18 protein-coding genes are annotated in these 26,212 nt (G+C 61.2%); all 18 read left to right on the top strand.

Annotation, left to right across the window (positions count from 1 at the left end; translation table 11 throughout):
- Nucleotides 1-27: 27 nt before the first annotated feature.
- The 18 genes from J1N02_RS14275 (at nucleotide 28) to J1N02_RS14360 (ending at nucleotide 26,057) form a co-directional block, all read left to right on the top strand.
- Nucleotides 28-660 carry a hypothetical protein gene (locus tag J1N02_RS14275; RefSeq protein WP_027608077.1) on the top strand — a complete coding sequence of 211 codons (633 nt, stop codon included), beginning with the start codon at nucleotides 28-30 and terminating at the stop codon, nucleotides 658-660.
- 148 nt (nucleotides 661-808) lie between these two features.
- Nucleotides 809-2,305 (top strand): YdgA family protein, encoded by a 1,497-nt coding sequence (locus J1N02_RS14280; RefSeq protein ID WP_421147430.1) that lies wholly within the window; start codon nucleotides 809-811, stop codon nucleotides 2,303-2,305.
- A 300-nt stretch (nucleotides 2,306-2,605) separates the two neighbouring features.
- Nucleotides 2,606-5,086 (top strand): poly-beta-1,6 N-acetyl-D-glucosamine export porin PgaA, encoded by a 2,481-nt coding sequence (gene pgaA / locus J1N02_RS14285; protein WP_027608079.1) that lies wholly within the window; start codon nucleotides 2,606-2,608, stop codon nucleotides 5,084-5,086.
- Nucleotides 5,087-5,098: 12 nt separating this feature from the next.
- Nucleotides 5,099-7,096 (top strand): poly-beta-1,6-N-acetyl-D-glucosamine N-deacetylase PgaB, encoded by a 1,998-nt coding sequence (pgaB, locus tag J1N02_RS14290; RefSeq protein WP_092358621.1) that lies wholly within the window; start codon nucleotides 5,099-5,101, stop codon nucleotides 7,094-7,096.
- A gap of 2 nt (nucleotides 7,097-7,098) precedes the next feature.
- Nucleotides 7,099-8,439 carry a poly-beta-1,6-N-acetyl-D-glucosamine synthase gene (gene pgaC / locus J1N02_RS14295; protein ID WP_027608081.1) on the top strand — a complete coding sequence of 447 codons (1,341 nt, stop codon included), beginning with the start codon at nucleotides 7,099-7,101 and terminating at the stop codon, nucleotides 8,437-8,439.
- A 2-nt stretch (nucleotides 8,440-8,441) separates the two neighbouring features.
- Nucleotides 8,442-8,924, top strand: coding sequence for a poly-beta-1,6-N-acetyl-D-glucosamine biosynthesis protein PgaD (gene pgaD / locus J1N02_RS14300; protein WP_108574897.1), 483 nt, complete (start codon nucleotides 8,442-8,444; stop codon nucleotides 8,922-8,924).
- A gap of 422 nt (nucleotides 8,925-9,346) precedes the next feature.
- Nucleotides 9,347-11,068, top strand: coding sequence for a ShlB/FhaC/HecB family hemolysin secretion/activation protein (locus J1N02_RS14305; RefSeq protein WP_074848304.1), 1,722 nt, complete (start codon nucleotides 9,347-9,349; stop codon nucleotides 11,066-11,068).
- A gap of 29 nt (nucleotides 11,069-11,097) precedes the next feature.
- A complete protein-coding gene (locus J1N02_RS14310) occupies nucleotides 11,098-19,362 on the top strand; it encodes a hemagglutinin repeat-containing protein (protein WP_421147431.1) in 8,265 nt (2,754 codons plus the stop codon).
- Between the two features lie 2 nt (nucleotides 19,363-19,364).
- Nucleotides 19,365-19,814, top strand: coding sequence for an SMI1/KNR4 family protein (locus J1N02_RS14315; protein ID WP_027608095.1), 450 nt, complete (start codon nucleotides 19,365-19,367; stop codon nucleotides 19,812-19,814).
- 54 nt (nucleotides 19,815-19,868) lie between these two features.
- Nucleotides 19,869-20,432, top strand: a complete 564-nt coding sequence (locus J1N02_RS14320) for a hypothetical protein (protein WP_139202131.1) — start codon at nucleotides 19,869-19,871, stop codon at nucleotides 20,430-20,432.
- Between the two features lie 219 nt (nucleotides 20,433-20,651).
- Nucleotides 20,652-21,440, top strand: coding sequence for a signal peptidase I (gene lepB / locus J1N02_RS14325; RefSeq protein ID WP_027608093.1), 789 nt, complete (start codon nucleotides 20,652-20,654; stop codon nucleotides 21,438-21,440).
- 129 nt (nucleotides 21,441-21,569) lie between these two features.
- Complete coding sequence (locus J1N02_RS14330; RefSeq protein ID WP_051429414.1) at nucleotides 21,570-22,043, top strand: RDD family protein; 474 nt, start codon at nucleotides 21,570-21,572, stop codon at nucleotides 22,041-22,043.
- Nucleotides 22,044-22,050: 7 nt separating this feature from the next.
- A complete protein-coding gene (locus J1N02_RS14335) occupies nucleotides 22,051-22,485 on the top strand; it encodes an RDD family protein (RefSeq protein ID WP_027608092.1) in 435 nt (144 codons plus the stop codon).
- A gap of 205 nt (nucleotides 22,486-22,690) precedes the next feature.
- Entirely contained in the window at nucleotides 22,691-23,311 is a 621-nt protein-coding gene (locus J1N02_RS14340) for a hypothetical protein (RefSeq protein ID WP_027608091.1), read from the top strand.
- A gap of 402 nt (nucleotides 23,312-23,713) precedes the next feature.
- The gene (locus J1N02_RS14345; protein WP_027608088.1) at nucleotides 23,714-24,295 is read left to right on the top strand and encodes a hypothetical protein; all 582 of its coding nucleotides are present in this window, start codon (nucleotides 23,714-23,716) and stop codon (nucleotides 24,293-24,295) included.
- A 42-nt stretch (nucleotides 24,296-24,337) separates the two neighbouring features.
- Nucleotides 24,338-25,018 (top strand): CsgG/HfaB family protein, encoded by a 681-nt coding sequence (locus tag J1N02_RS14350; protein ID WP_027608087.1) that lies wholly within the window; start codon nucleotides 24,338-24,340, stop codon nucleotides 25,016-25,018.
- A gap of 29 nt (nucleotides 25,019-25,047) precedes the next feature.
- Nucleotides 25,048-25,410 carry a DUF4810 domain-containing protein gene (locus tag J1N02_RS14355; RefSeq protein WP_027608086.1) on the top strand — a complete coding sequence of 121 codons (363 nt, stop codon included), beginning with the start codon at nucleotides 25,048-25,050 and terminating at the stop codon, nucleotides 25,408-25,410.
- On the top strand, nucleotides 25,407-26,057 hold the full coding sequence (locus J1N02_RS14360) for a DUF799 domain-containing protein (protein ID WP_027608085.1): 651 nt from the start codon (nucleotides 25,407-25,409) through the stop codon (nucleotides 26,055-26,057). Before J1N02_RS14355 ends, J1N02_RS14360 begins: the two co-directional genes overlap by 4 nt.
- Nucleotides 26,058-26,212: the final 155 nt, after the last annotated feature.

Raw genomic sequence — 26,212 nt, forward strand, 5'->3', positions numbered from 1 at the left:
TCGCGTTTGCTCATGGGGATTCCAATAATGAAAAACCCTTATGCTCCCGCTTTCTGGTGCGTGCTCTTCGCACTGGTGTTGTTATCGGCCGCGTATTTCTACGGCGTCATGCTCGCCCATCAACTCGACAAGGCCATGGTGTTTCTCGACAGCGCCTGCCTGGTGATCGGCTCCCTGTCCATCGGCGTGGTGGCCTGGGCGTCCTACCAGAACCAGCGCGTGAAGAAAAAACTCCTCGAACAAGGCAAGACCCGCGTCGCGATCTGGGACACCAAGGTCGCTCTGCGTCGGGTCGAAACCGTGTTCGACCGCTATTTCTGGGGCAGCTATTGGCAGCCGGGGCGCACCTTCCAGGAAGTCATGGGCGACCTTACCGGCACGCCCCTGGAAAAAAGCCTCGAAGTCCTGAAAAAACAGTGCGTGGCCCTCGATCGGCAGGTCGCCGATGGCCGGCATTGGCTGAATAACGCGCGGGAATTGTCCGACGTCGCCACGCAGATGGCCCGGGAGCGCTACCAGCTGGACTTCTGCGACCCCAAGTCCGACACCCCCGGCAATGCGGTGATACACCGCGAGTTTGAGGTGCTGGTGTACACCTGGACGGCGCGCCTGAAGAGTTTTGACCACCAGCTCGACGAGATCGAGTTGGAGTATTCGTGAACCAACTGCACGCCTGACCCCTCTGAGAAAGCTGGGCCGTTTGCGGCCGCCAGTGCTAATCTTCCCCCGTTTTCGGCGGGCTTGAGCCAACCCTTTCGGGGTTCAAGGAAGACAGCCCACTTCTCACAGGATTTGATCAGGTCACTTCATGAATAAGCCAGCAGTCGTTCTTTTGGGTTTAGTTGTCGCCGTAGGCGTCGTCAGTGCAGGCGGCGCCTGGTACACCGGTAAACAACTGGAACCGGTGCTGCAAACCGCGATCCAGAACGCCAACAAGGAACTGCAGACTTCCATGGCCGGCGTCGACGGCACCGTGGCCCTGGAGCTGGTGTCCCTGGAGCGTGGCGTGTTCAGCAGCACCGCGCACTACCGCCTGAAGGGCCAAGGCTCGGTGTTCGGCGAAGAAAACCCCAATCCCGAATTGCTCTTCGTCGACCATATCGAGCACGGCCCGCTGCCGTTCTCGCGCCTGGTGACGCTCAAATGGCTGCCGGTCATGGCCACCAGTCACTACGAACTGGAAAAGAACCCCACCACCGAGAAGTGGTTCGCCGCCGCCAAAGACGTGTCGCCGCTCAAGGGCGTGGCCAATATCGGCTACAGCCGCTCGGTCAACGGCAACATCGAATTGCTGCCCTTGACGTTCAAGGACGACACGTCTTCGGTGAACTTCTCCGGCGCCAACCTGAATTTCGACAGCACCGCCGAAGGCCAGAAGGTCAAGGCCGACGGCTTCATGAACAGCCTCAAGATCGCAGCGGTAGATGCCAAGGGCGACGCCTTCGAGGCCGAACTGGCTGGCCTGACCATCGCCAGCAACCTGGAAAAATCCACCTTTGGCTTCTACACCGGGCAAAACACCGTTGAGCTGACCGACAGCACGTTCACCTTCGGCCCGCAGAAAGCCGTGCTGACGGTCAAAGGCTTCGAGCAGAAAGACTCCAGCGAAACCAAGGACAACAACCTGGCCGGCCGTGTCGACTACAAGATCGACGAGATCGGTTACCAGGGCAAACCCGTGGGTTCGGCGGCCATGGCCCTGAGCATGAAGAACGTCGACATCCCGGCCATGCTGGTGTTGACCAAGCTGTACCAGGACAAGATGCAGCCGGTGCAAGCCGCTGCCGCAGCGGGCCAGCCCGCGCCTGAGCTGCAACTGACCGAAGCCGAGCAGGCCCTGGCCGAAGCCAACGTCAACCAGGTATTGGCCGCCAAGCCGCAGATCGCCGTGGAAAACCTGTCGCTGAAAACCACCCATGGCGAAAGCAAGTTCAACCTGCTGGTGGACCTGGCCAAGCCGGCCTCCATGGAGTTGCCGCCGGTTGAGCTGGGCAAGCAGATGATTGCATTGCTGGATGCCAACCTGACCCTGTCCAAGCCGATGATCGGTGACGTGGCTGCCCTGCAGGCGCAACTCGGTGGCGTGACCGATCCGAAAGCCATCGAGCAGCAGTCCCAGATGGCCGCCGAGATGGTCAGCGGCATGGCGGTCGGTACTCAGTTGGCGACCCTGGTCGGCAGCGATGTGGTGTCCAAGTTGCACTACGCCAACAATGAAGTGACCTTCAACGGCCAGAAGATGACCGTCGAGCAGTTCATTGGGTTTGTGATGGCCAAGTTCGGCGCGGTCAGCGGCGCGCAGTAAAGCGTTCGCCATCGCCCGGAAATAAATAATGTGGGAGCGGGAGTGCCCGCGATAAGGGTCAAACAGTCGACGCACCTGTCGGCCGGCACCCCGTTATCGCAGGCAAGTCCGCTCCCGCATTCACATTTCAGGCGGGCCGCGCAATTCTGAACAATTGTTCCGGATTGGTCTTTTTCCTACTTTCCTGAGAGATAGTTCACACAGGAAAGCTAGGCCGGGTCATTGGACGCCGGCACCCTGCGGCAATTCGCTCAGGACCACCTATCGTTACAGCTTTCCGTGTGTAAGGAAGCTCACGATATGTTGCGAAACCTACCACTCAGTGCATCAGGCCGGTTGCGACTGCTCGTCGGGGCCGCCTTATGCAGCCAATTACTGATCCCCGCCTTCGCCATGGCCGATCCGGCCTATGACGCGCTGATCATTCAGGCGCGCAACGGCAACTTCACCCCCGCCCTGACTCAATTGCGCCAACTGTCCGCCGAGCGCCAGACGCCAGGCCAGGTCAGCGATCATGTGGTGATCGCCGGTTGGGCCGGCCAGGACGCCGAAGTGCTGAAGGTGTACGAGGCCCAGGGTAAACATCGCAACCTCAGCACCCAGGCGCTCGCCACTGTCGCGCGGACCTATCGCAACCAGAAGCAATGGGCCCAGGCCGAGGCGGTCTATCGCCAGGCGTTGCTGCGTGAACCGAATAACGTCGACCTGCAACTGGGCCTGGCCCTGACCCAGGCCGACGGCGGCAAGGCGGACGAAGCGGTACAACGTACCCGCGCATTGGTCGCCGCCAAGCCCGATGACCCCAACCGCCGCATGGCCCTGGGTTATGCACTGACCCGCGCCGGCTTGAACTACGACGCGCTGTTCGAGTTCGACCAGGCGTTTATCCGCGCCGGCGACAAGCCTGACGTCGCCCGCGAATACATCGTCGCCCTGCAAAAGGCCCGCCTGCCGGAAGCCGCGTTGCGCCTGTCGGCCCAGCGTCCTGGCCTGCTGGACCCGGTGACCCAGCGCCGCCTGGAAGGCGATCTCGCTGCCGAGCGTGTGCGCATGGCCGAGTTCGCCACACGCAGCGAAAAAGAACGCTACGTGATTGCCGACCGCGCCCTGGCGGATTACGACAAACTGCTCGCCCGTTGGACCCCGGACGCCAGCGCCCATGACGATGTGGTGCGCTGGCGCATCGACCGTCTCGGTGCACTCAAGGCTCGGGCGCGTACCGCCGAGGTGATCCGCGAATACGAGACGCTTAAGGCCGAAGGCGTGCAACTGCCGACCTACGCCGTGCGTTGGGTGGCCGCGGCCTACCTGGACCAGCGCCAGCCGGAAAAAGCCGAGCCGCTGTATCGCCAGGCCCTGAGCGCCACCGACGCCGAGCCCGATGATCGGGTCGAAGACACCACTGCGCTGTTCTACGCCTTGCAGGAAAGCGATAAAGCGGAGGACGCCAACGAGGTCGCCAAGGGCCTCGCCAACAGCCAGAACCCGCGGGTCGAGCTCAAGGGCTTGCCCATCGGCAACCCCAACGACGCGTGGATGGACGCCCAGCAACTGTCGGCCCAGGCCGGCGTCTACGGCGGCGACCTGCCGGGCAGCGAAGCCGGCCTCGAAGCGCTGGTGGCGAAAGCCCCGGGCAACGTCGGCCTGCGCCTGGCCCAGGCTGACATGTACCGCGCCCGCGACCTGCCACGGCGTGCCGAAGGCATCCTGAAGGAAACCGAAGCCCAGGCCCCACGGGATATGGGCCTGGAAGTGAGCCAGGCCTACACCGCCATGGACCTGCAGGAGTGGCGCCAGCTCGACGTGCTCACCGACGATGTGCTCGCCCGCAACCCGGACAATCGCCAGGTGCAGCGCCTGAGCCGCCTGCGCGACGTGCATGACATGGCCGAACTGCGTGTCGAGGCGTATACCGGCAAAAGCTTTGGCGGCGGCAATGACAGTGACGCGGGCGCCGTCGCGGGTAGCCGCGACTGGGGCATTGAGAGTCGGATCTACACGCCGCCCATCGACGAAGACTGGCGTGTATTCGCCGGCGCCGGGTACGCCAAGGCCGATTTCAGCGAAGGCACGGGCCAGCATCGCTGGCAGGTCGTGGGCGTGGAGCGGCGTACCCGCGACATGACCATTGAAGCCGAGGTGTCCAACCACTCCTACGGCGATGGCGCCAAACAAGGCGCCGCGGTGTCGATTGCCCGTGACATCAACGACAACTGGCAATACGGCGGCAGCCTGGGCTACCTCCTGAGCACCACGCCGCTGCGGGCCTTGAATGACGGTGTCACGGCCAACGGTGGCAGCGGCTTTATCCGCTGGCGCGCCAACGAAAGCCGCGAATGGAAACTGACCCTCAGCCCCTCCCATTTCAGCGATGGCAACGACCGCTTCGAAGCCTTGCTCAGCGGCCGCGAAGGCCTCTACAGCTCGCCGAAGGTGCAAGTGGACCTGGGCCTGGAAGTCGGCGCCAGCCGCAACAGCAAGGAAGACACGGTGTACTTCAACCCGAAGTCGGATTTCACCGTGCTGCCCGTCCTCAACATCAACCATGTGCTCTATCACCGCTACGAGACCCAGTGGAGTCAGCAGTTCCAGGTCGGTGCGGGTACCTATAGCCAGCGGGATTATTCCACCGGTGGCATCGGTCTGGTGGGCTACGGCCAACGCTTTCGCTGGAATGACGTGCTGGACGCCGGCGCCAACCTGAGCCTGATCAGCCGACCTTATGACGGGGATCGCGAACGCGATCTGCGTCTGCTCGTCGACCTCACTTACCGTTTCTAAAAGAGCCTGACCATGACCTTCCTCAGCCGTTGCTTGTTGGTTCTGGGCGTATTGCTGGCCAGTGCCTGCGCCCAGCAACCCGCGCCTTTCACTCCACCCGCCGAGCGGCCGACACCGGCCAACGAAACGGCGTGGCCGAAAAACCATTTCCTGGGCATTGCCTACCATGACGTGTCGGACCGTGACCCCGACCAGGCCGTGGTGGCGGTACGCACCGAGCGATTGATCGAACAGTTGGCCTGGCTGCGGGAGAACGGCTACCAGGCGGTCAGCGTTGACCAGATCCTGGCTGCCCGCCGTGGCGGCCCCGCGTTGCCGCCCAAAGCCATCATGCTCAGCTTCGATGACGGCTATTCGAGCTTCTATACCCGCGTGATGCCGATCCTGCGTGCCTATCGCTGGCCGGCCTTGCTGGCGCCGGTGGGCTACTGGATCGACACGCCGATGAACAAACCGGTGGACTTCGCCGGCTCGCCACGGCCGCGCGGCGAGTTCCTCACCTGGCAGCAGATCCGCGAAGTGTCTCAGTCCGGCCTCGTGGAAATCGCCGCACACACCGATGCCAGCCACACCGGGATCCTCGCCAACCCCCAGGGCAACCTCGAGCCGGCGGCGACCTCGCTGCGCTATGACCCGGCCACGGGCCGCTATGAAAGCCAGGCCCAGTTCCAGGCGCGGATGCGGGCGGATGTCTCGGCGATCTCCAACAAGATCCAAACCGTGACCGGTAAGAAACCACGGGTATGGGTGTGGCCGTACGGCGCCGCCAAGGGCACCTCGCTGGCGATCGTCAGCGAGCAGGGCTACCAGATGGCCCTGACCCTGGAAGACGGCCTCGACAGCTCCAGTGACCTGATGAACAGCCCCCGCTTCCTGGTGGCCTCCGACCCGGACGGCGAGCATTTCGCCAACAGCATCGTCGCCGTGCAAACCCCGGCACCGCTGCGGGTGCTGCATGTGGACCTGGACAACGTCTACGACCCGGACCCGGCCCAGCAGGCGCGCAACCTCGACCAACTGGTGCAGCGCGTGGTGGACATGGGCGCCGGTACGGTGTTCCTGCAAGCCTTCGCCGACCCCAAGGGTGATGGCCTGGTGCACGAACTGTACTTCCCCAACCGTCACTTGCCGGTGCGCGCCGACCTGTTCAACCGCGTTTCCTGGCAGTTGCACACCCGTGCCCATGCCGCCGTGTATGCGTGGATGCCGGTGTTGAGTTTTGCCCTCGATCCCAAGCTGCCCCGCGTGACGCGTTGGGACCCGGAAACCGGCCAGGTCGGCACCGACCCTGACCAATACAAACGCCTGTCGCCGTTCGACCCGCAGGTGCGCAGGATCATTGGCGAGATCTATGAAGACCTGGCGCGTAACAATGCCATCGACGGCGTGCTGTACCACGACGACGCAGTGCTCTCGGACTTCGAAGACGCCAGCCCTGCCGCGCTCAAGGCCTATGCCGCCAACGGCCTGCCGGGCAGCATCCAGGCCCTGCGCGCCGACCCTGCCGTGATGCAACGCTGGACGCGCTTCAAGAGCCGCTACCTGATCGACTTCACCAAAGAGCTGACCGCCAAGGTCCACGCCATCGGTGGGCCGCAGGTGCAGACCGCGCGCAATATCTTCGCCGAGCCGATGCTCAACCCGGCGAGCGAGGCCTGGTTCGCCCAGAACCTCGATGATTTCCTCCAGACCTATGACTGGACCGCGCCGATGGCCATGCCGCTGATGGAAGGGCAGGAGTACAAGACCTCCAATGCCTGGCTGGAGAAGCTGGTGGCGACGGTCAAGGCGCGTCCCGGCGCGATGGAACGCACCGTATTCGAACTGCAGGCCAAAGACTGGCGCACCAAGGCCGCGCCGGATATCGACGCTGTGCAGATGGCTGAATGGATGGGTGTGCTCAAGCGCCAGGGTGTCACGAGTTTTGGCTACTACCCGGACAACTTCCTGGAAAATTCCCCGGACCTGAAGACTGTGCGTCCGGCCCTTTCCAACCAATGGAATCCTTGACCATGTTCGACAGAATCCTGGCGTTATTCGTGCTGGCACTGGTATTAGGCGTGCCCCTGGGCCTGATCTTCCTGGTCACCGGGCAGTTCCTGATGGACTTCGTGTTTTTCTACCCGCTGTTCATGTCGGCGCTGTGGATCGCCGGTGGCTTGTACTTCTGGCTGCATTGGGAGCGCCACTGGCCCTGGGAGGAAGACACTCCGGCACCGACCCTGGCCGGCAACCCGCTGATCTCGATCATCATCCCTTGCTACAACGAGGGCGATAACGCCGCCGACACCATTCATGCGGCGCTGGGCCAGCTGTACCCGAACATCGAAGTGATCGCGGTCAACGACGGCTCCAAGGACAACACCGCCGCCGTCCTCGATGCCCTGGCACTGGAGCATCCGCGCCTGCGCGTGTTGCACCTGGCGCAGAACCAGGGCAAGGCCGTGGCCTTGCGCATGGGCGCCGTGGCCTCGCGCAGCGAATACCTGGTGTGCATCGACGGCGATGCGCTGCTGGATAAAAACGCGGCGGCCTATATGGTCGCGCCGATGCTCGACAACCCGCGCCTGGGCGCCGTGACCGGCAACCCACGCATCCGCACACGCTCGACCTTGATCGGCCGCGTGCAGGTGGGCGAGTTCTCCTCGATCATCGGCTTGATCAAGCGCACCCAGCGCGTGTTCGGGCGGATCTTCACGGTGTCGGGTGTGGTGGTGGCGTTCCGTAAAAAGGCGCTAGACCGCATCGACTACTGGAGCACCGACATGATCACCGAGGACATCGATGTCAGTTGGAAGCTGCAGCTCGATCACTGGAGCATCTTCTACGAGCCGCGCGCGCTGTGCTGGATCCTGATGCCCGAAACCGTCGGTGGCCTGTGGAAACAGCGCCTGCGCTGGGCCCAGGGCGGTGCCGAAGTGCTGTTCAAGAATATCCGTGGCATCTGGCAATGGCGCCATCGCTACCTGTGGCCGCTGCTGTTCGAATACTGCCTGTCCACCGGTTGGGCCTTCACCTTCCTGCTCTCGGTGATTTTCTGGGGCCTGGGCAAATTCATCGTGCTGCCGCCGGCAATCACGGTGGACTCCCTGGTCCCGCCGGCCTTTACCGGCCTGGTGCTGGCGATGGTGTGCCTGGTGCAATTCGCGGTGAGCATCCTGATCGACCGCCGCTACGAGAAAGACCTGTGGAAAACCCTGTTCTGGACCGTGTGGTACCCGATGGTGTTCTGGCTGGTCAGCCTGTTCACCACCCTGGTCAGTTTCCCCAAGGTGCTGTTCAACCAGCACCAGAAGCGCGCGCGCTGGGTCAGCCCGGATCGCGGTATCAAACCTGTTGAAGAGGAGGCGTGAGCATGAAACTGGTCAGAACTCGCCAAAGTACCGTGATGTGGATCATCGACGTGATCCTGACCTTGATGGCCTGGGCCGGACTGGTCTGGCTGCTGGCGCGCGGGATCACTTCGATGCTTGAAACCCACGGCGGCCCGCGTATCGAGGCGCCGATTTTCGCGGCGCTCAATACCTTGCAGATCTACCTGTGGATCGCACTGTTCAACGCCGTGATCCTGGTCACCTGGGCACGCTACCAGCAACGCAAGGGGCGCAAGTTCGCCCAGCGCCGCGCCGAAGCCAAGGCTCTCACCGACAAGAACCTGAGCGAGAGCTTCAGCCTCGCCGAGGGCGACCTGGAGCAACTGCGCCGCCCGGGCGTACTGGTGATCCACAACGACGAAGACGGCGGCGTGTCGGAAGTCAAAGCCCACGTCTCCCGCGACGTGGAAAAACCAGGCTTGACCCTCGTGCCTGGCGCGTCTCAGAACAAAGACGCCAGCTAGTGGTGTAAACCACAATCCAATGTGGGAGGGGGCTTGCCCCCGATTGCGGTCGATCAGCTAATGAATGCTTGGCTGACACCTCCCTATCGGGACTCTTACCCTGCCGATCCCGATTATTGGGATCCAATTCACAAAACTCCCGCGAACTTATCTGCTTTTTTCGGTACTAACTTATCTCGGAAAGAACTTGATGGCCAAGTAATGGCAACTTATAAGTTCTCCGACGAATCGCTATCAGAACAGCTGCCGCCTGTCGGAATAATATTTCCAGTTTCAGGTCGTGTATCTTTTTGATGATTTTTTATTGTTATTAATCAATGTGTTGCGTGAATAGCTAGCACGGGCATGCAACTGACTCTGTTTCTTGGGTTACTGCTAGTTCGATGTTAGTTTCGCGGCCCCTGATTTTCGACGGACCGAACATGTCTTTTTTATTGCCACGGACTCGGTACTTGCTATGCACTTTGCTGCTTGCTTATTTGAGCGGCAACAGTGCCTTGGCCGCCCCTACGCCGGGGGATCAGGACCTTATCCGCGACCGCCAGAACCGGCTTCTCGAAGAGCAGCGTCGGCGCCTGGAAGAGCTCCAGGACCTGCCCGGCAAGAGCAATCAGCCACAGGCCCCGGCACAGCCTGCTGACACCCGCTGCTTCCCCATCCAGGACATCGAACTCAAGGGCGCCGACAGCCTTTCCGCTGCCGACCGTAACCGCCTGCTCAAACCCTATATCGGCCAATGCCTGGGCGTTACGCAGCTCAATGAACTGCTCAAGGTCATCACCGATTACTACATTGCCAAGGGCCGCGTCACCAGCCGGGCCTACCTGCCGCAACAGGACCTTTCCAGCGGCCACCTGCAAGTGCTGGTGGTCGAAGGCAAACTCGAAGGCCTGAAGGGCGCCCAGGGCAGCACGGTCACCGACCGCGAGCTGGCCATGGCGTTTCCCGGCAAGGTCGGCGAGGCCCTCAACCTGCGTGAGGTCGAGCAACTGGTGGATCAACTGAGCCGCCTGCCGTCCAAACAGGCGCAAATGGAACTGACCCCCGGCACCCAGATCGGCGGCAGTGAAGTGCTGGTCAAAAACCAGCCGCAAAAACCCTGGCGCGCCAGCCTGTCGCGCAACAACGATGGCCAGAAAAGCACCGGCGAACAGCAGTGGGGCGCGGGCCTGGAATGGGACAGCCCGTTGGGCCTGGCCGACCAACTGATCCTGCGCGGCGGCCACGACGCCATCAGCGACCACCAGAAAACCTCGAAAAACAGCATGCTCTACTACAACGTGCCGTGGGGCTGGTGGAACTTCAGTTACACCTACAGTGAGAGCGATTACCGCACGCCGGGCAGCGTCGATGACTTCAAATACAAGCAATGGGGCGACAGCCAGAATCACCAGCTGCGCGCCGAGCGTGTGGTGCATCGCGATGACGTGAGCAAGACGTCGGTCAATGTCGGCCTCACTCATTTGCGCACCAACAACTACATCAACGACACACGCCTGGGCGTCAGCAGCAACCGCCTCAGCGAATTCCAGGTGGGTATCAGCCACGGGCGCCGTATTGGCAGCGCGTTCGTCAACCTTGATGTGGGCATGCAAAACGGTATCGGTGCCTTCGATGCGCAAAAGGATGAGCAGACCCGTATCCGCGGCAACCTCACGCCCACGCCGCGCTACCGCAAATACACCGCCACCCTGAGCTACCTGCAGCCGTTCACGCTGTGGGGCGAGTCATTGAGTTTTTCCAGCCTGGCCACCGGGCAGCGCAGTGAAGACGTGCTGTACGCGCCGCAACGCATGAGTCTTGGCGGCTCGTACTCGGTGCGGGGTTTCAAGGACCAGCAGTTGAACGGCGACAGCGGCGGCTACTGGCGCAACGAAGTGCGTTGGGCGCGCCCGGTGACCCTCGACTGGATGCGCCCGGCCTTCGCCGAGTACGGCGCCAGTGTCGGCTACGACCAGGGCGTGATTCGCAACGATCGCTACAACGATGACCAGCACGGCCGGGTGTCGAGTAACTCCCTGGAGCTGTTTGCCCGCGGCAAGCACGTCAGCACCAGCGTGACGTTCGCCCATTCGCTGGAAAGGCCTGGCGTCGTGACCGAGCGCGAAGCGCCGATCTATTTCCGCCTGGATTTCTTCCTGTAATTCAACACCGCTGCCTTGAGATTTTGAATATGGACGTTCGCCCTGTTACTGCCCTGAAAAGCCTGAGCCAACGCGGCCTGGCCCTGATCCTGGCCAACGCGCTGTTCTGGCAGCCGCTGCTGGCCCAGGCCGAGGGCATTGTGGTCAGCGGCCCCGGCACTACCCTCGGGCAGGCGGGCAACGGCGTGCCGGTGGTGAACATCGCCACGCCCAATGGCAGCGGGCTGTCCCATAACCAGTTCAAGGACTATAACGTCGGTCCCAACGGCGTGATCCTCAACAACGCCACGGGCATGGTGCAGAGCACGCAGCTGGGCGGGATCATCGTCGGCAACCCGAACCTCAAGGGCGGCGCTGCGAATGTCATCCTCAACGAAGTCAACGGCGGCAGCCCCAGCCAGTTGCGCGGCTACACCGAAGTGGCGGGGCAGTCCGCCAAGGTCATCGTGGCCAACCCGTATGGGGTGAGCTGTAACGGTTGCGGCTTTATCAATACCCCCAACGTCACCCTGACCACCGGCAAGCCGATTCTTGACCAGGCCGGGCGCCTGGACCGCTACCAGGTGGACGGCGGTGCGGTGACCATCGACGGCCAGGGCTTGAACGCCAGCAACGTCGACCGCTTCGAGATCATTACCCGTTCGGCCAAGATCAACGCCAAGATCAATGCGCGCCAGCTCACCGTGATTGCCGGACGCAATGACGTCGACGCCCAAAGCCTGAAAACCACCGCGCGCGCCGACGACGGCAGCACCAAGCCGGAACTGGCCATCGACTCGTCGGCCCTGGGCGGCATGTATGCCGGTGCGATCAAACTGGTGGGCACCGAAGCCGGCGTGGGCGTGAAGCTCGACGGCACGCTCGCTGCCAGTGGTGGCGATATTCAGCTCGACGCCAACGGCCACCTGAGCATGGCCCAGGCCGCCGCCAGCGGTGCGGTGGACATCAAGGCCGCGAGCCTGGAGACCAAGGGCGCCGTGTACGCGGGCACCACCCTCAAGGCACAGACCAAGGGCACCCTGAAAAACAGCAAGACCCTCGCCGCCCGCGACAGCATCACACTGACCAGCAACGGCCAACTGACCAACAGCGGCATCGTCGAGGCCGGGGTCAACGCCGATAACACGCGCAACACCGTCGGCGACGTCAAGCTCGAGGCCCGGCACATCAGCAATACCGGCACGGTGATCGCCAATCGCGAGCTCGGCGCCACCGCCAATACCCTGGACAACCAGGGCGGTACCATGAACGCCAGGCAGGTACTGAACGTCACCGCCGCCAGCGTCGACAACCGCAACAACGGTCGCCTGCTCAGCGACGGCACGCAGACCCTCACCGTCAGCGGCCTGCTGGACAACAGCCAGGGCGGCATCATCGACAGCACCGGTGCCTTCACCCTGCACGGCGATACCCTGGACAACAGCGCCGGCAGCCTCACCGGTGGCGGCGCAATCACCCTGGACCTGATCGGCGACCTGATCAATCGCAACGGCAAGCTGGCGAGTGCCGGCCCGTTGCTGATCCAGCGCGCCGCCCACGTTGACAACCAGGGAGGCAAGCTCGCCAGCCAAGGTTTGCTGACCCTGTTCGCCAACAGCATCGACAACCGCAACAACGGTACCCTGGCCGCCAACGATGGCCTGACCCTGACCACCAGCGGCCTGCTGCAAAACGGCGGCAACGGCCTGATCCACAGTGAAAAGTCCGGCGTGACCCTCACCGCCGGCACCCTCGACAACGACGGTGGCCGCATCGCCGCCAAAGCCGGTGATGCGCAGATCGACGCCACGGATTTCAACAACGGCAGCGGCGCGCTGTTTGCTCGGGATCGCGTGCACCTGACCGGTATGAATGTGGATAGCGGCGGCGAGATCGCCGGCAACCGGATCGACGTCAGCCTGACCGGGGCCCTGGTTAACCGTGGCCTGATCGAGAGCGCCACCGCCCTCGACGTCGACACTGCCAGCCTCACCAACAGCGGCCAGATGCGCGCCCTCGGCACCACCGGCAAGACCCGCTACGCCATCGGCGGCCTGCTCAACAACAGCGGTAGCCTCGAGACCGCCAACGACCAATTGAGCCTCGCCGCCACCCGCTTCCAGAACACCGGCGGCAAGGTATTGCACGTGGGCACGGGTGCACTCGACCTCAGCGGCATCAGCCTCGACGATGTCGGCGGCAGCCTGGTGACCAATGGCGACCTGATCCTCGATAAAGCCAACTGGACCAACAGCACCGCGATCCAGGCCGGGCGCCTGACCGTCAACGTCGATAACCTGCAACAGACCGCCACCGGCAAACTGCTCGGCACCCGCGCCCTGGTCGGCAGCGGCAAGGACTGGACCGTGGGCGGCAGCGTCGCCAGCCAGGGCAGCCTGGATCTTTCGGTGGACAACCTGCTCAACGACCACGGCCTGATCTTCAGCGGCGGCGACATGAACCTCAAGGTCGACCGCCTGAAAAACCTCGGCGCCGCGATCTACGCCATGGGCAACCTGCGTGTCGACCGCGACGGCCAGGGCGGCCTGGCCACCAGCATCATCAACAGCTCGGGGACGATCGAGAGTGAGCGCAACCTGATCCTGGCGGCCAGCACGCTCCAGAACATCCGTACTGTGCTCACCACCGAGTCCGGCATCTACAGCGCCTCCATCACGCCCATCGCCTGTATCGACGGAGTGACCGGTGGCGACTGCGAAGGCGGCAAGCAGAACCGGCCGTTCCAGATTACCCAGCGTGATCACTTCATCGTCAGCGATGCCACGGCAGCGTCCAGCATTACCTCGGGCGGCAACATGCTGCTCACCGGCGGCGAGCTGCTCAACAGCAGCAGTAGCATCGCCGCCGGCGGCAACCTCACGGCCATCGTCAACCAACTCACTAACGTCGGCGTCGTGACCCACGATACCCAGTATGACCGCGTCTTTACCTCAGCCCGCGAGCGCAAGCCCGGAGGCTGGTACCGTGAAGCCGCGGCCTTCACTCAACGCTATTCGGCAGGCCAGGACATGACCGGCGTCGAAGCCGGCCTGGCGTCGTTCATTGGCAAAATGGAGAGCGAAAAGACCGACTTGCGCAAAACCACCCAACTGATGGTGCCCGACCAGAGCTACGCCGCCGTCATCCAGGCCGGCGGCAGCGTAGACGTGAAGGCCCAGGCCGGCATCGACAACAGCGTCGTGCAAGGTGGCTACACCTACGTCGGCAGCGGCGCCAACACCAAGGCGCCGGGCTACTCGACCCTGGTCAGCCTCAACGCGCAACTGCCACCGGACGTAGCCCAGCAACAGGTCAACCCGCTGGGCCTGCCCGGCTTCGACCTGCCCACCGGCCAGAACGGCCTGTTCCACCTCAACGACCGCGATGGCGCAACCGGGCTGCCCACCAGCCAGTTCGCGGCCAGCCCGCATAAGTACCTGATCGAAACCAACCCGCTGCTCACCGACATGCGCCAGTTCATGAGCTCGGACTACATGCTGACCAAGCTCGGCTACGACCCCGACACTGCGCAACGTCGCCTGGGCGACGGCTTCTATGAGCAACGCCTGATCCAGCAAGCCGTGCTCGCCCGCACCGGCCAGCGCTTCATCGATGGCCAGACCAGCGACGCCGACCTGTTCAAGCACCTGATGGACAACGCCATCGGCAGCAAAACCGCGCTTAACCTGTCGGTGGGCATAAGCCTCACCGCCGAACAAGTCGCCGCCCTGACCCACGACATCGTGTGGCTGGAAAACGCCACCGTCGCCGGGCAACAAGTGCTGGTGCCGGTGCTGTACCTGGCCCAGGCCAATAACCGCCTGGCACCCAACGGTGCATTGATTTCCGGCACCGACGTCAACCTGATCACCGGCAGCCACCTCAACAACGCCGGCACCTTGCGCGCCACCGGCAACCTGCTGGCGAACGTCGGCAGCAACCTCACCAACAGTGGGTTGATGGAAGCCGGTGGTCGCCTCGACCTGCTCAGCGGCAACAACCTGACCAACCGCGCAGGCGGTGTGATCAGCGCGGGCAACGTCAACCTCGCCGCCGGCGCCGACCTGCTCAACGAACGCAGCGTCACCACCCACGAAAGCGCCAGCAGCTACCGCACCGAACGCAGCGACTTCGTCGACAGCGCCGCGCGCATCGAATCGGCCAACGATCTGGCCATGCAGGCTGGCGGCAACATCAACAACGTCGGCGGCGTGCTCAAGAGCGGTGCCGACACCACGGTCAAAGCCGTGGGCGACGTCAACATCACCGCCTCGAAAAGCCTCGACAGCGGCGCCATCGGCAACCGCTCCAGCTTCACCACCATCGCCCAGCAAGGCTCGGTGGTCGAGGCCGGCCGCGACCTGCATGTGATTGGCGGGCGCGACATCAGCGCCGTGGCCAGCCAGGTCAATGCCAAACGCGACGTCAACCTGATTGCCACCCGCGACCTCAACGCCATTGCGGCGGCCAACGAGCAGCACTCCACGACCAACACGAAAAAGGTCAAGAGCATCGAAGACCACGTGCAGCAAGTGTCCAGCGTGATCAAGGCCGGCGGCGACGCCACCCTGAGCGCCGGGCAGAACCTGCAACTGGTCGCCAGCCAGGTCAATGCCGGCAACGAGGCTTACCTGGTCTCGGGTAAAAACCTCGAGCTCAAAGCCGCGCAAGACCAGGACTACAGCTTCTACAGCAAGACCAAGAAAACCTCCCAGGGCAAGAAATTCCGCCTGGATGAAACCGACGTGGTGAACAACGTCGGCAGCCTGGTCAGCGCGGGGACGAACAGCACCGTCGTCGCCGGTGCAGACCTGCTGCTGGCCGGCAGTGCCGTCACTGCCGAAAAAGGCGCCACCCAACTGGTCGCCGGCCAGGACGTGAACATCCTCGCCGTCAGCAACGCCGACAGCGCCCGCCACGAACGCAAGGAAAGCAAAAGCAGTTGGGGCGGCCTGAAGTCGAGCAAAGTCCAGGACAAAGTCGACGAAAAACGCACCACCGCCATGGGCAGCATGGTCTCCGGCGAAACCGTCACGGTCGCCGCCAAGCGCGATGCCACGGTCACCGGCTCGTCCCTGGTCAGCACCGGCGACCTCGCCGTCCAGGCCGGCCGCGACCTGACCATCGACGCGGCGCAAAACACCTTCGCCCGCACCGACATGCACAAGGAAAAAAATCGCGACCTCACCGGCGTGCTGACCGGCAACAAGCTCGGTCTGGATGACATGACCGGCAACCAGAAGCTGTACATAAACAGCTCGAAGCACAACGGCACGGCCAATGAAATGACCTTGACCGGCAGCACTATTGGATCGAGTGCGGGCAATGTGTCGCTGACGGCAGGGCGTGAGTTGAAGGTGGTGGCCAGTGATCTGGTGAGCACCAAGAACATGGAGTTGGGTGGGGCGAATGTCACCGTTACTTCAGGGATGGAGACTGCCAGTCAGACCAGTAAGGACAGCTCAAGAAGCTTGGCGGTTGGGCGAGTGATTGCGGGCACCGTGGTCGACACCGCCAACAGCATCCGCGACGCAGCCGAGGCGGCGCGCAGCTCCGACGATCCGCGCCTCAAGGCCGTGAAGATCGCCCAGGCGGCGCTGTCGATGTACAACCTGAATAACCAGGCGGGCGATCTCGCTAAACAAAGTACCGGCTTCAAGGACAAGACCGGTGGCTCTGCCGGCAACGGGTCGCTGATCAAGATCGGTACCGAACTGGCCAACACCCGTACCAAAAGCAGCAGCGAATACACGGCGCAGACCGCTCACCAGAGCAACCTCAACGCCGGGGGCAAACTGTCGATCATCGCCGCGGGCGATGCGCCGGGCACTGTGGGTGACTTGACGATTACCGGCAGTACGTTGAAAGCCGACAGCACGTTGCTGTCCGCGAAAAACAACATCCTGATGCAAAGCGCACAGAACACCACCGACCGCAAAAACGACGGTTCACGCAACAGGACCGCTATCGGTGCCAGCTTCAACATAGGCGAGCAAAACGGTTTCACCATCGACCTCGGTGCACAAACCGCCAAGAACCTTGGCTCGGGTGGCTCGGTTACCCAGGTCAGCACCACTCTGGACACCGGCTCGCTGGTGCTGCGCAGCGGCCAGGACACCAGCCTGATCGGCGCGCAGGTACGCGCTGACCGTATCGATGCCAACATCGGCGGCAACCTCAACATCCTGTCGCGCCAAGACACCGAAACGTCCAAGAGCAAGCAGAACAGTGCGGGCTTCGGCGCGAGCATCTGCATTCCACCGATCTGTTATGGCTCCCCAGTAACCGCGTCCGCGAACCTGGCGGCGTCGAAGATGAACAGCGACTACCAGGCGGTGACCGACCAGAGCGGCTTCTTTGCCGGTAAGGGTGGCTACACCATCGATGTGGCGAAAAACACCACCCTGCAAGGTGCGGTGATTGCCAGTGAAGCCACGGCCGACAAAAACCTGCTGCTCACCGACCGACTGCTTGTCAGCGACATCAAGAATAAGAGCGAGATCAAGAGCCAATCGGCCGGCGTCAGCGTCTCCGGTTCCTACAGTGGCGGCGCGACTACCCTCACGCCGGGTGCCTTGTATGGAATGTCGCTGAACGATTCGGACCACAGCTACACGCGCAGTGCCGTCAGCGAAGGCACGATCGTGGTGCGCAACCCTGAAGGCGCGGGTGACCTGGTCGGCCTGAACCGCGACACCGCCAACGCCAACCAGCGTCTCGACAAGCCTGATGAAAAGGCCATGCAGGAACGCATGGACCTGATCAAAAGCTCGATGGAGCTGACCAAGGGCATTGGCGACGCGATTGCTGCGGCCAGGATCAGGGCCGCTGACGACCCTAACAGTGACGTCAACAAAGCCACGCGCCTGAAGTTGATTGATGAGGGTATCGCCAATCCGACACAGGCTCAGATCAGCCAGCGTGCCCAGCAGGATTATGGCGTTGGCAGCAGCTTCCAGAAGGCCAGCCAGGCGGTGACTGCCGTGGTGCAAGCGGCGATGGGTGGCAGCGTAGGTGGGGCGTTGGCGGGGGCGGCGGCGCCATATCTGGCAGAAACAATCAGGGACAGGACCAAGGGCGACCCTACAGCCAATCTGATGGCCCATGCGGTACTGGGTGCTGTGCTCGCCAAGGCTGGCGGTAACTCAGCACTCGCTGGTGCAGCCGGTGCTGTGGCGGCAGAGGAAACCGCACGTCTGATCAAAGAGAACCTGTATGGCGATGTCAGTAACGAGAACCTGACCCAGGCGCAAAAGCAGACGATCTCCAGCCTCGCGACTTTGGCGGGTGGCCTTTCAGGATCGTTGTCCGGCAAGGGCGCACTGGATGCGGTGGCAGCGGCTCAGGTTGGGAGGAATGCGGTTGAGAATAACTATCTCAGCGTGCCGGAAGCGACCCGTAAGTTTGTGCTTTCACGCAAGCAAATGCTGGGCACCATCACTGAAGATGAACAGGACGAACTCGCCTACATAGACGTTATCGATAAAAGTCGAGACGAAGCGATTCGGGGAGCGTGCACTGCCGGGAATTTATCCAGTACAGCGTGCGGCAACTTGATTGCCCCTGCTCAGAAAGCCCTCGCTGGATATGGGGAAAATGTCGCGTACAACTTACTTTATAAAGATGTTTACCGTGTTGATGCGGCGAATGCGGAAGCCGTTCTCCGGGGTTTGGACGCCGATAGCATTCTTCGCGATATCACGATAAACAACTTGGCAAAAGGCTCGGACAAGACGCGGGCGGAAGTCGAGGAACAGTATGATAACGTAATGTGGATGCATGCCATTACGGTAGCATTTGCCAGTGCATACGGCCTCAAGGGCGGGTTGACTTCAGTACCCAAGGGCGCGGTTACGGGGGCCGCAACTGCTGCTGAGAAGGCTGAGGCTGCAACCGGCCTGCTGAGTACTCAGTTAGCTAAAGATGCCAGAGCTTACCTATCGGATATTCAGACTTTAACAGGGCGGCAATTTACACCGCAGCAAATGGAACTGTTGAAGGCTGACCTGAGGGAAAATACCTATTCTCGGCTTTCCAAAGAGGCTGTTGATTTGAATCGGGCCGACTTCAGGAAAAAAGTACCTGTTTTGCGTCAGGAATGGGAGAAAAATACTGGTCAAAGCTGGCCGAAAGAGAGCTACACCGCCAGTAATGGGGAGACAAAATTTCGATATTATGATGCCCATCACGTGATAGAAAACAAGTTTGGTGGAAAATCTGAGTGGTGGAACATTACGCCTGCGTTGCGCGGATTGGAACATCAGGGCGGCATCCACAGAGCTCAAGGTCCTGCAGATAAAATATTTGGGAAATGATAATGGAAAACACACTTGAAATTCGTGATCTCATAAACCATATCACCTCCGCTGAACTATATGAGGGTGATTTCGGGAGTCGCCTGACTGATCGTGAAGCTATATTGAGTGGGGTCGATGCGGCGGACCGCGACGGCGTTCCCTCTGACTATCTAGCGTTTCTAGGTGTCTTTGGATTTGGCGATTTAGACAGCGCGCTTTATATCGAAGATGGTCCAGATAAATACGCCTCAGTCGCCGGATGTGAGGTGGATGCCTATAGTCGGATGTATGTTTTTGCGGGTACTTCAGATGGTGTGTTATATGCTTTTGATGCAGGCAATAATTGGTCGATAGTGGAGATTGATTCGGAGATCGATGAGGTGAGGGTGCTGGCCGATAACTTCTCAAGCTTCATCCTTAATCAACTGATTGAGGTGAAAGGTTATGTCGATTGGCGTGCGGAGCAATAAGGAGCACTCAAGCGGGTAGCTGAAAGCGTTTCCGCAGTAACCCCCGAGGCTACCGTGAACATGTACGAAAAATTAGAAGTCTTTAATGCGCTGGGATGTGCGCTATTAGAGCGGCTGACGCCTGTTTCTTCAGGTGAAATAAGTGTGATGCGGCAGCAGTGGCCGGCGGCTCCCGACGAGTACTTTGCTTTTATACAGGAACGGGGGCACGGTGAAATCAAGGAGGACGACCGCGCGCTGCCGCTTTTGACGATTCAACCGATGCTGCTTTCTGCTAAGGCTGACTACTTCGGTGATGATGGAATTTATAAAGACGGGCCCTATGAAGCGGGCGCGAAGGGCGAGGTGTGGCTGTTCGGCTGGGATAGTGTCGGGACTGCTTTCGGTTTTGACAGCGGAGACAACTGGCGATTTTTGGAAATCGACAATATGCGTTGGATAACGCGACTTGACTTGTCCTTTTGTCAGTTCGTCGAAGGGCTGTTGGTTTGTTACCCACAGCGGCCAGTGAGCTTTGCGAATGGAGTTTGGCGTGACTCGGAAGATGTTTCTTACAGCGCGCCGGCATGGGCACAACAGCCTGCCGGGCAGAACACGGTTACATTAATGGTGGTCTGACCACTATTTCCCCAAACACACGTGCGTGATGGAAGTTCTGAGAATTCTCCCTATTGGTCAGTTGTAGAAATTGATCCTGGGCTGAATGATGCAGAGGTCTTATCTGAAGACTTTTCAAACCTCATGCTTAGCCAGTTGATAGCCGCCAAAGGTTGCGTGGATTGACGAGCCAGGCAGTAGTATGTGCGCTGCCCGCGCTGACCTTATCAAGGACGATCAATGAAACCCGTAAAACTCTCCCTCCAAGCCTTCCTCATGTCCTGCCTGGTGGCTGGCTGGGGCCTGGTGTACGTCGATCGCATCAAATGGGGCGTCTGTGTCGCGGCACTGTTGTACGCCGGCGTTATCCTGATGGGCCTTTGCGGGCTGATCGCAACACCGGTCGGGCTGTATGTACTCTTGGGCTTCGTCATTACGGTGAAGCTGGCCTCGGCAATAACCTCTGCTGTTTTGGCACGCCGCTACACCGGCCCGCAGGGTATACCGCGTAAACGGTTCCATGCGCTCTACGTGGGCGTGCTGATCGTGATCACCTTGGTTCTGCTGGACGTGCTTCGGGTGCCGTTGCTGGGCTTTAAAACGTACTTTGTGCCGACGGGCTCGATGGCACCCACGGTGTCGGTCGGCGATTACATTGTGTCCGACCTCAAGGCCGGTGCGCCCGAGGTCGGCGATATCGTGGTGTACCGCTGGAATGGCACCGAAGCAATCAAGCGTGTGGCGGGCATCGGCGGCGATACGTTGGCCATCGTGAATGGCGAGTTGATCCGCAACGGCGAAAACCTCGGCTTGTTTCACGCCCCGGTGGACCGGGTCCAAAGCCCCGAGTCACTGACGCTTGCGCCGGTAAAAGTCGAACCGGGCCACGTGTACCTGCTGGGTGACAACCGCTACAACAGCAACGACAGCCGCTTCATGGGCCAGGTCGCGGTTGAGGATGTGGTGGGCAAGGTCACCGGCATCTGGTTCTCGAGTGAGCGGGGGCGCATCGGGACGACTTTCCCATGAGCCTTTCGAGCATCGCTGGCGCAGGTACTCCCGGCCAGCGGGCAGCACGGCAATACCATTGAGAGGCTGGGAGCCGATTTGCGCCCAGCCGAAACACACACCAACGCCATAAGTCTGGAGCAATACCGCATGGACGCAAACCACACCGCCAAACGCCCGACGATCCTGGCCAGCATCGGCCGGCGCCTGGCCGCGCGACTTATCGACTGCGCCATCGCAGTCCTGATCTTTTTCATCGTCAAATTCTGCGCCGGTGCATTGTCTGCCTACGTGCCGGCCGTGACGCCCAAGGCTGGTTTTCTCTCGGCGTTTTTTGCAGCCTTCGCCTACTTCCTGCTGGCCGATGCGTTGCCCAACGGCCAGAGCCTGGGTAAGCGTTTGTTGAGCATCGCCGTCGTCGACCGTAAAACTCGCAAAAGCTGCACGGTTTCCCAGGCGTTAACCCGCAATTCCGGAGCGCTGGTGGTGATCGATTGGGTGTGGATATTCATGGAGTCCAGAACGCGCCTGGGCGATATGTTCGCCAAGACCATCGTGGTTCAGACCGGCAACCTGACGAGCGTTCGCAGCCTTGCGGATATTTATGACAACGGTAGGGGATAAATACGTCATGAACGATTCGGTATCGGCTACGCAAACCTGGGACATCGCCAGCCCGTTCAGACGGTTGCTCGGCTATCTGATCGATATGGCGGTGGTATTTTTCCTGCTGTTTTTGAACAGAAACCTGGACTATGCCTATTTCTATCTGGGCTCGGCAGGAGGCCCGGCATTGTTTGATGGTCTCCACTATGTGCTGTGGTTTTCAGCCTTCGGGTACTACTTGTTTTGCGATGCCTTGCCCAATGGCCAGAGCCTGGGCAAGCGGGTGTGCCGCACGGCCGTGGTGGGTTACCCGTACCCCACGAACTGCACGCTGTTCCAGTCGTTCCTGCGCAATGTTCCGAAGATGGTGTTCAGTGTGCTGGACGGTCTTTTTGTACTGTTCGGCCTGCGTCGTCGCTTGGGCGATATGTTGGCCAGGACGATTGTCATCAATTCCTGAGCAGGGCGGCCTGGACGGGCCGCCCGGTTTAACTCAGGACGGGTTGGCGTTCAGCCTGCGATTGATCACATCCAATAAAACACCGTGAGTTGATGCCAACGGCATGATGCTCAAAGCCCTGTATGCGTGTTAACCGTTTTATCCCGTTACTGCAGAAGCAAACTTGCTCCCACCCACCCATTATTTGGACCCAAGGAAGCTGTCAATGAAACTGTATCGTCTGTTTATCTCACTCACTGCACTGGCGACCTGCACCAGCAGCTTCGCCGCGGCGCCTGCCCTGCAAAGTTTTCTCGCCTGCGACCAGAACTCCCTGGCGGTGGTAAGCCAGGCAGGGCTCAAGGAGCGTGTTGCCCATAAGCTGGAGAACGGCAAGATCACGCTCAGCGGCGGCACAAAGTCCGATATGGGCCAGCGCTGGATGTTCGACACGCCGCTGACGCTTGACGGTATGACCTTGACCGGCTTTTTCGCCGAAGACCAGGACCTGATGGGTTCGCGCATCATCAACTGGGGTTTCTACACCGAGCAGGCGCCCGACGCGCTTTACGCACAGCTGAGTAAAGTACCGGGTACGGCGTTGGAGAAAGCCAACGGTATCTACGCGCGTGCGCAGATCTGGTCGCACAAGCAATCAGCCTGGGTGCCGGAAGGCGGCGATGACAACGCGGGCAAGCTGGTCACCGATACGGCCGAACGCATCTTGATGGTCGAGCCCGCACCCGGTGACCTGGCCAAGACCAGCAAAGGTATGATCACCTGTTCGGTTCAGGGGGCGGTGAGCGCAGCGATGCTCAAGACCACTCGACCTGACCTGATCAAGTGAGCTGAGGCTGGCAACGATACCGCGGGCATGTTGAATGCCTGCGGTGTTCTCCGGTTTTTCGCGAGCAAGCTCGCTCCTACAGGGGCGGGGTTACAGCAACTTGCGCTGCACCGCTTCATCCAGCGTACTGCGCGTCAGCGCCTCGACCACTTCCCGCGTGTCTGCCTGGAACGGGATGCCCACGATCAGTACCAGGTGCATCCAGGTGCGTCAGCGTCAGTAGCGCGCGATGGCCCTTGAGGGCGGTCATGTTGAATTTGAGCGTGACGTCCTGCTCGCCCATAACTTGAGGGAATGTGCGTCACCGCACGGCATCCGACGAAACACCTTGAGAAGCGCTCTCAACTCCGTAAAATGCCGCGATTGTTTAAAGCACGATACTTTTCAGGGATGAATTCAGACATGCGCGCGTTTGCCGTATTCCTCTGCGTCTGCCTACTGGCGGGCTGCGCCTCCAAGCCGGAGTACTACATCTCGCCGGCACCGGTCACGATTCCGAAGACTGCTACTTACTGGCTCGACACCTTCAACGTTGACGTGAAGGGCAAGAGTAAGCACTTCATGTCGGATGACAAAGTTCGCCAGGAGCTCGGCGTCGATCTGGTAAACCGCTTGCTCAAAGCCAAGCGTTACGCAACCAGTAAAGACAGCGCCGATTATTTGCTGGATGTCGACGTCGTCTATGTGCGCCATATCATCGACTCCAATGGTGGGTTTTCGAACCTGTTGATTGACGACGGCACCATCCTGCAAAGCATCGATTTTGGCTACAAGGTCAAGGTCAAGAAAGCCGGTGCCGAGGTGCTGCACTTCGCCCAGAACCGCCCCAGCCTGGAGCCCAGCAACTGGCGAGGCCAGCCGCAACAATGGAGGACCCTTGCCGGCGTTGTAACCAACAGCGGTAACTCCAGTGTCGAGCGGTATTTCACTAGTGGGCTAAGCGACTACATCGTCGACGACCTGCGCGATATTCCGTCTCGCTAGCGTCAGCTGCCATACCCGATTCCCCCCATTTAGGAGCACCCCGTGAACACACTGTCCAAAATCCTGCTGTCCGGCCTCACCGCCGCAGCGCTGTTGACCGTGGCCGGTTGCGCCACGGAGAGCAACCGCGCCATGCCGGTGGAACAGGTCGCCAGCGCCAACGTCGCCTATTCCGGCGTGCGCGTGCCCATCGCCGTGGGCAAGTTCGACAACCGCTCCAGCTACATGCGCGGCATCTTCTCCGACGGCGTCGACCGCCTCGGTGGCCAGGCCAAGACCATCCTGATTACCCACCTGCAGCAGACCAACCGCTTCAGTGTGCTGGACCGCGACAACATGGGTGAAATCTCCCAGGAAGCCGCGATCAAAGGCACCGCGCAGAAGCTCAAGGGCGCTGACTACGTGGTGACCGGCGACGTGACCGAGTTCGGTCGCAAAGAGACCGGCGACCGCCAGTTGTTCGGCATCCTCGGCCGTGGCAAAACCCAGGTGGCCTACGCCAAGGTCGCACTGAACATCGTCAACATCAGCACCTCCGAAGTGGTGTATTCCACCCAGGGCGCCGGTGAATACGCGCTGTCCAACCGTGAAGTGGTCGGCTTCGGCGGTACCGCCAGCTACGACTCCACCCTCAATGGCAAGGTCCTCGACCTGGCCATGCGCGAAGCCATCAACCGCCTGGTCGACGGCATCAACGCCGGCGCCTGGAATCCGCGCAACTGATCAACCGCACTTCAAGGAGCAGTACACGGATGAGCAAGGCAGTGAAGTTGGCGCTGATGCTGACAGCAATCGCGGCGGTCGCCGGGTGCCACACGGCGCCCCAGCCCCTGTATCAATGGGAAAGCTACCAGCCGCAGGTTTACGAGTACTTCAAGGGCGAGCCCAAGGAAGCGCAGGTCGAGGCGTTGGAGCGTGATCTGCAAAAGATCAACGCCAGCGGCCGCAAGGCGCCGCCGGGCTACCACGCGCACCTGGGCATGCTGTACCTGAGCATGGGCAAGGATGACCAGATGGTGCAGGAGTTCCGCACCGAGAAGGCGCTGTTCCCCGAGTCTGCCTCGTACATGGACTTCCTGTTGAAAAACGCCAAGACCGGAGTGGCCACCAAATGAGCCTGCTAAAACTCACCGGCGCCCTGCTGGCCCTGGCTTTGCTCGGCGGTTGCGCAGCGCCCAAGACCATTGACTACACCGCGTACAAACAGGCGCGGCCCAAGTCGATCCTGGTACTGCCGCCGATCAACGAGTCGCCGGAAGTGCAGGCCTCGTACAGCCTGGTCTCGCAAGTGACCTACCCGCTGGCCGAAGCCGGCTACTACGTGCTGCCGATTGCCCTGGTGGACGAAACCTTCCGCCAGAACGGCCTGACCACCGCCAACGATATCCAGGGCGTGCCACCGGCCAAGCTGCATGACATCTTCGGCGCGGACGCGGCGCTGTACATCACTGTCAGCGAGTACGGCACCAAGTACATGCTGATCTCCAGCGACACCGCCGTGACAGCCTCGGCCAAACTGGTGGACCTGCGCACCGGCACCACCCTGTGGACCGGTTCGGCGCGTGCCTCCAGCGAGGAAGGCAACAACAACAGCGGCGGCCTGGTGGGCATGCTGATCACCGCGGCGGTCAAGCAGGTGATCAACAGCTCCACCGATGCGGCGCACCCGATTGCCGGCATCACCAGTGCACGCCTGCTGTCGCCGGGCCAACGCGCGGGGATCCTGTACGGCCCGCGCAACCCGAAGTACGGCACGGACTGATATCCGGATTCTGAGAACACCACAGACCAACTGTGGGAGGGGGCTTGCCCCGGTACAAACCGGGGACATCGTTTACATTTCTAACCGGGGACATGGTTTACAGGCTAATACGCATGATCAGGAGGTAACTGATCATGCCCTGGAACCAAGAGTCC

It is taken from the genome of Pseudomonas sp. NFX5, assembly GCF_049132125.1.
Taxonomy (GTDB): Bacteria; Pseudomonadota; Gammaproteobacteria; order Pseudomonadales; family Pseudomonadaceae; genus Aquipseudomonas; species Aquipseudomonas marginalis.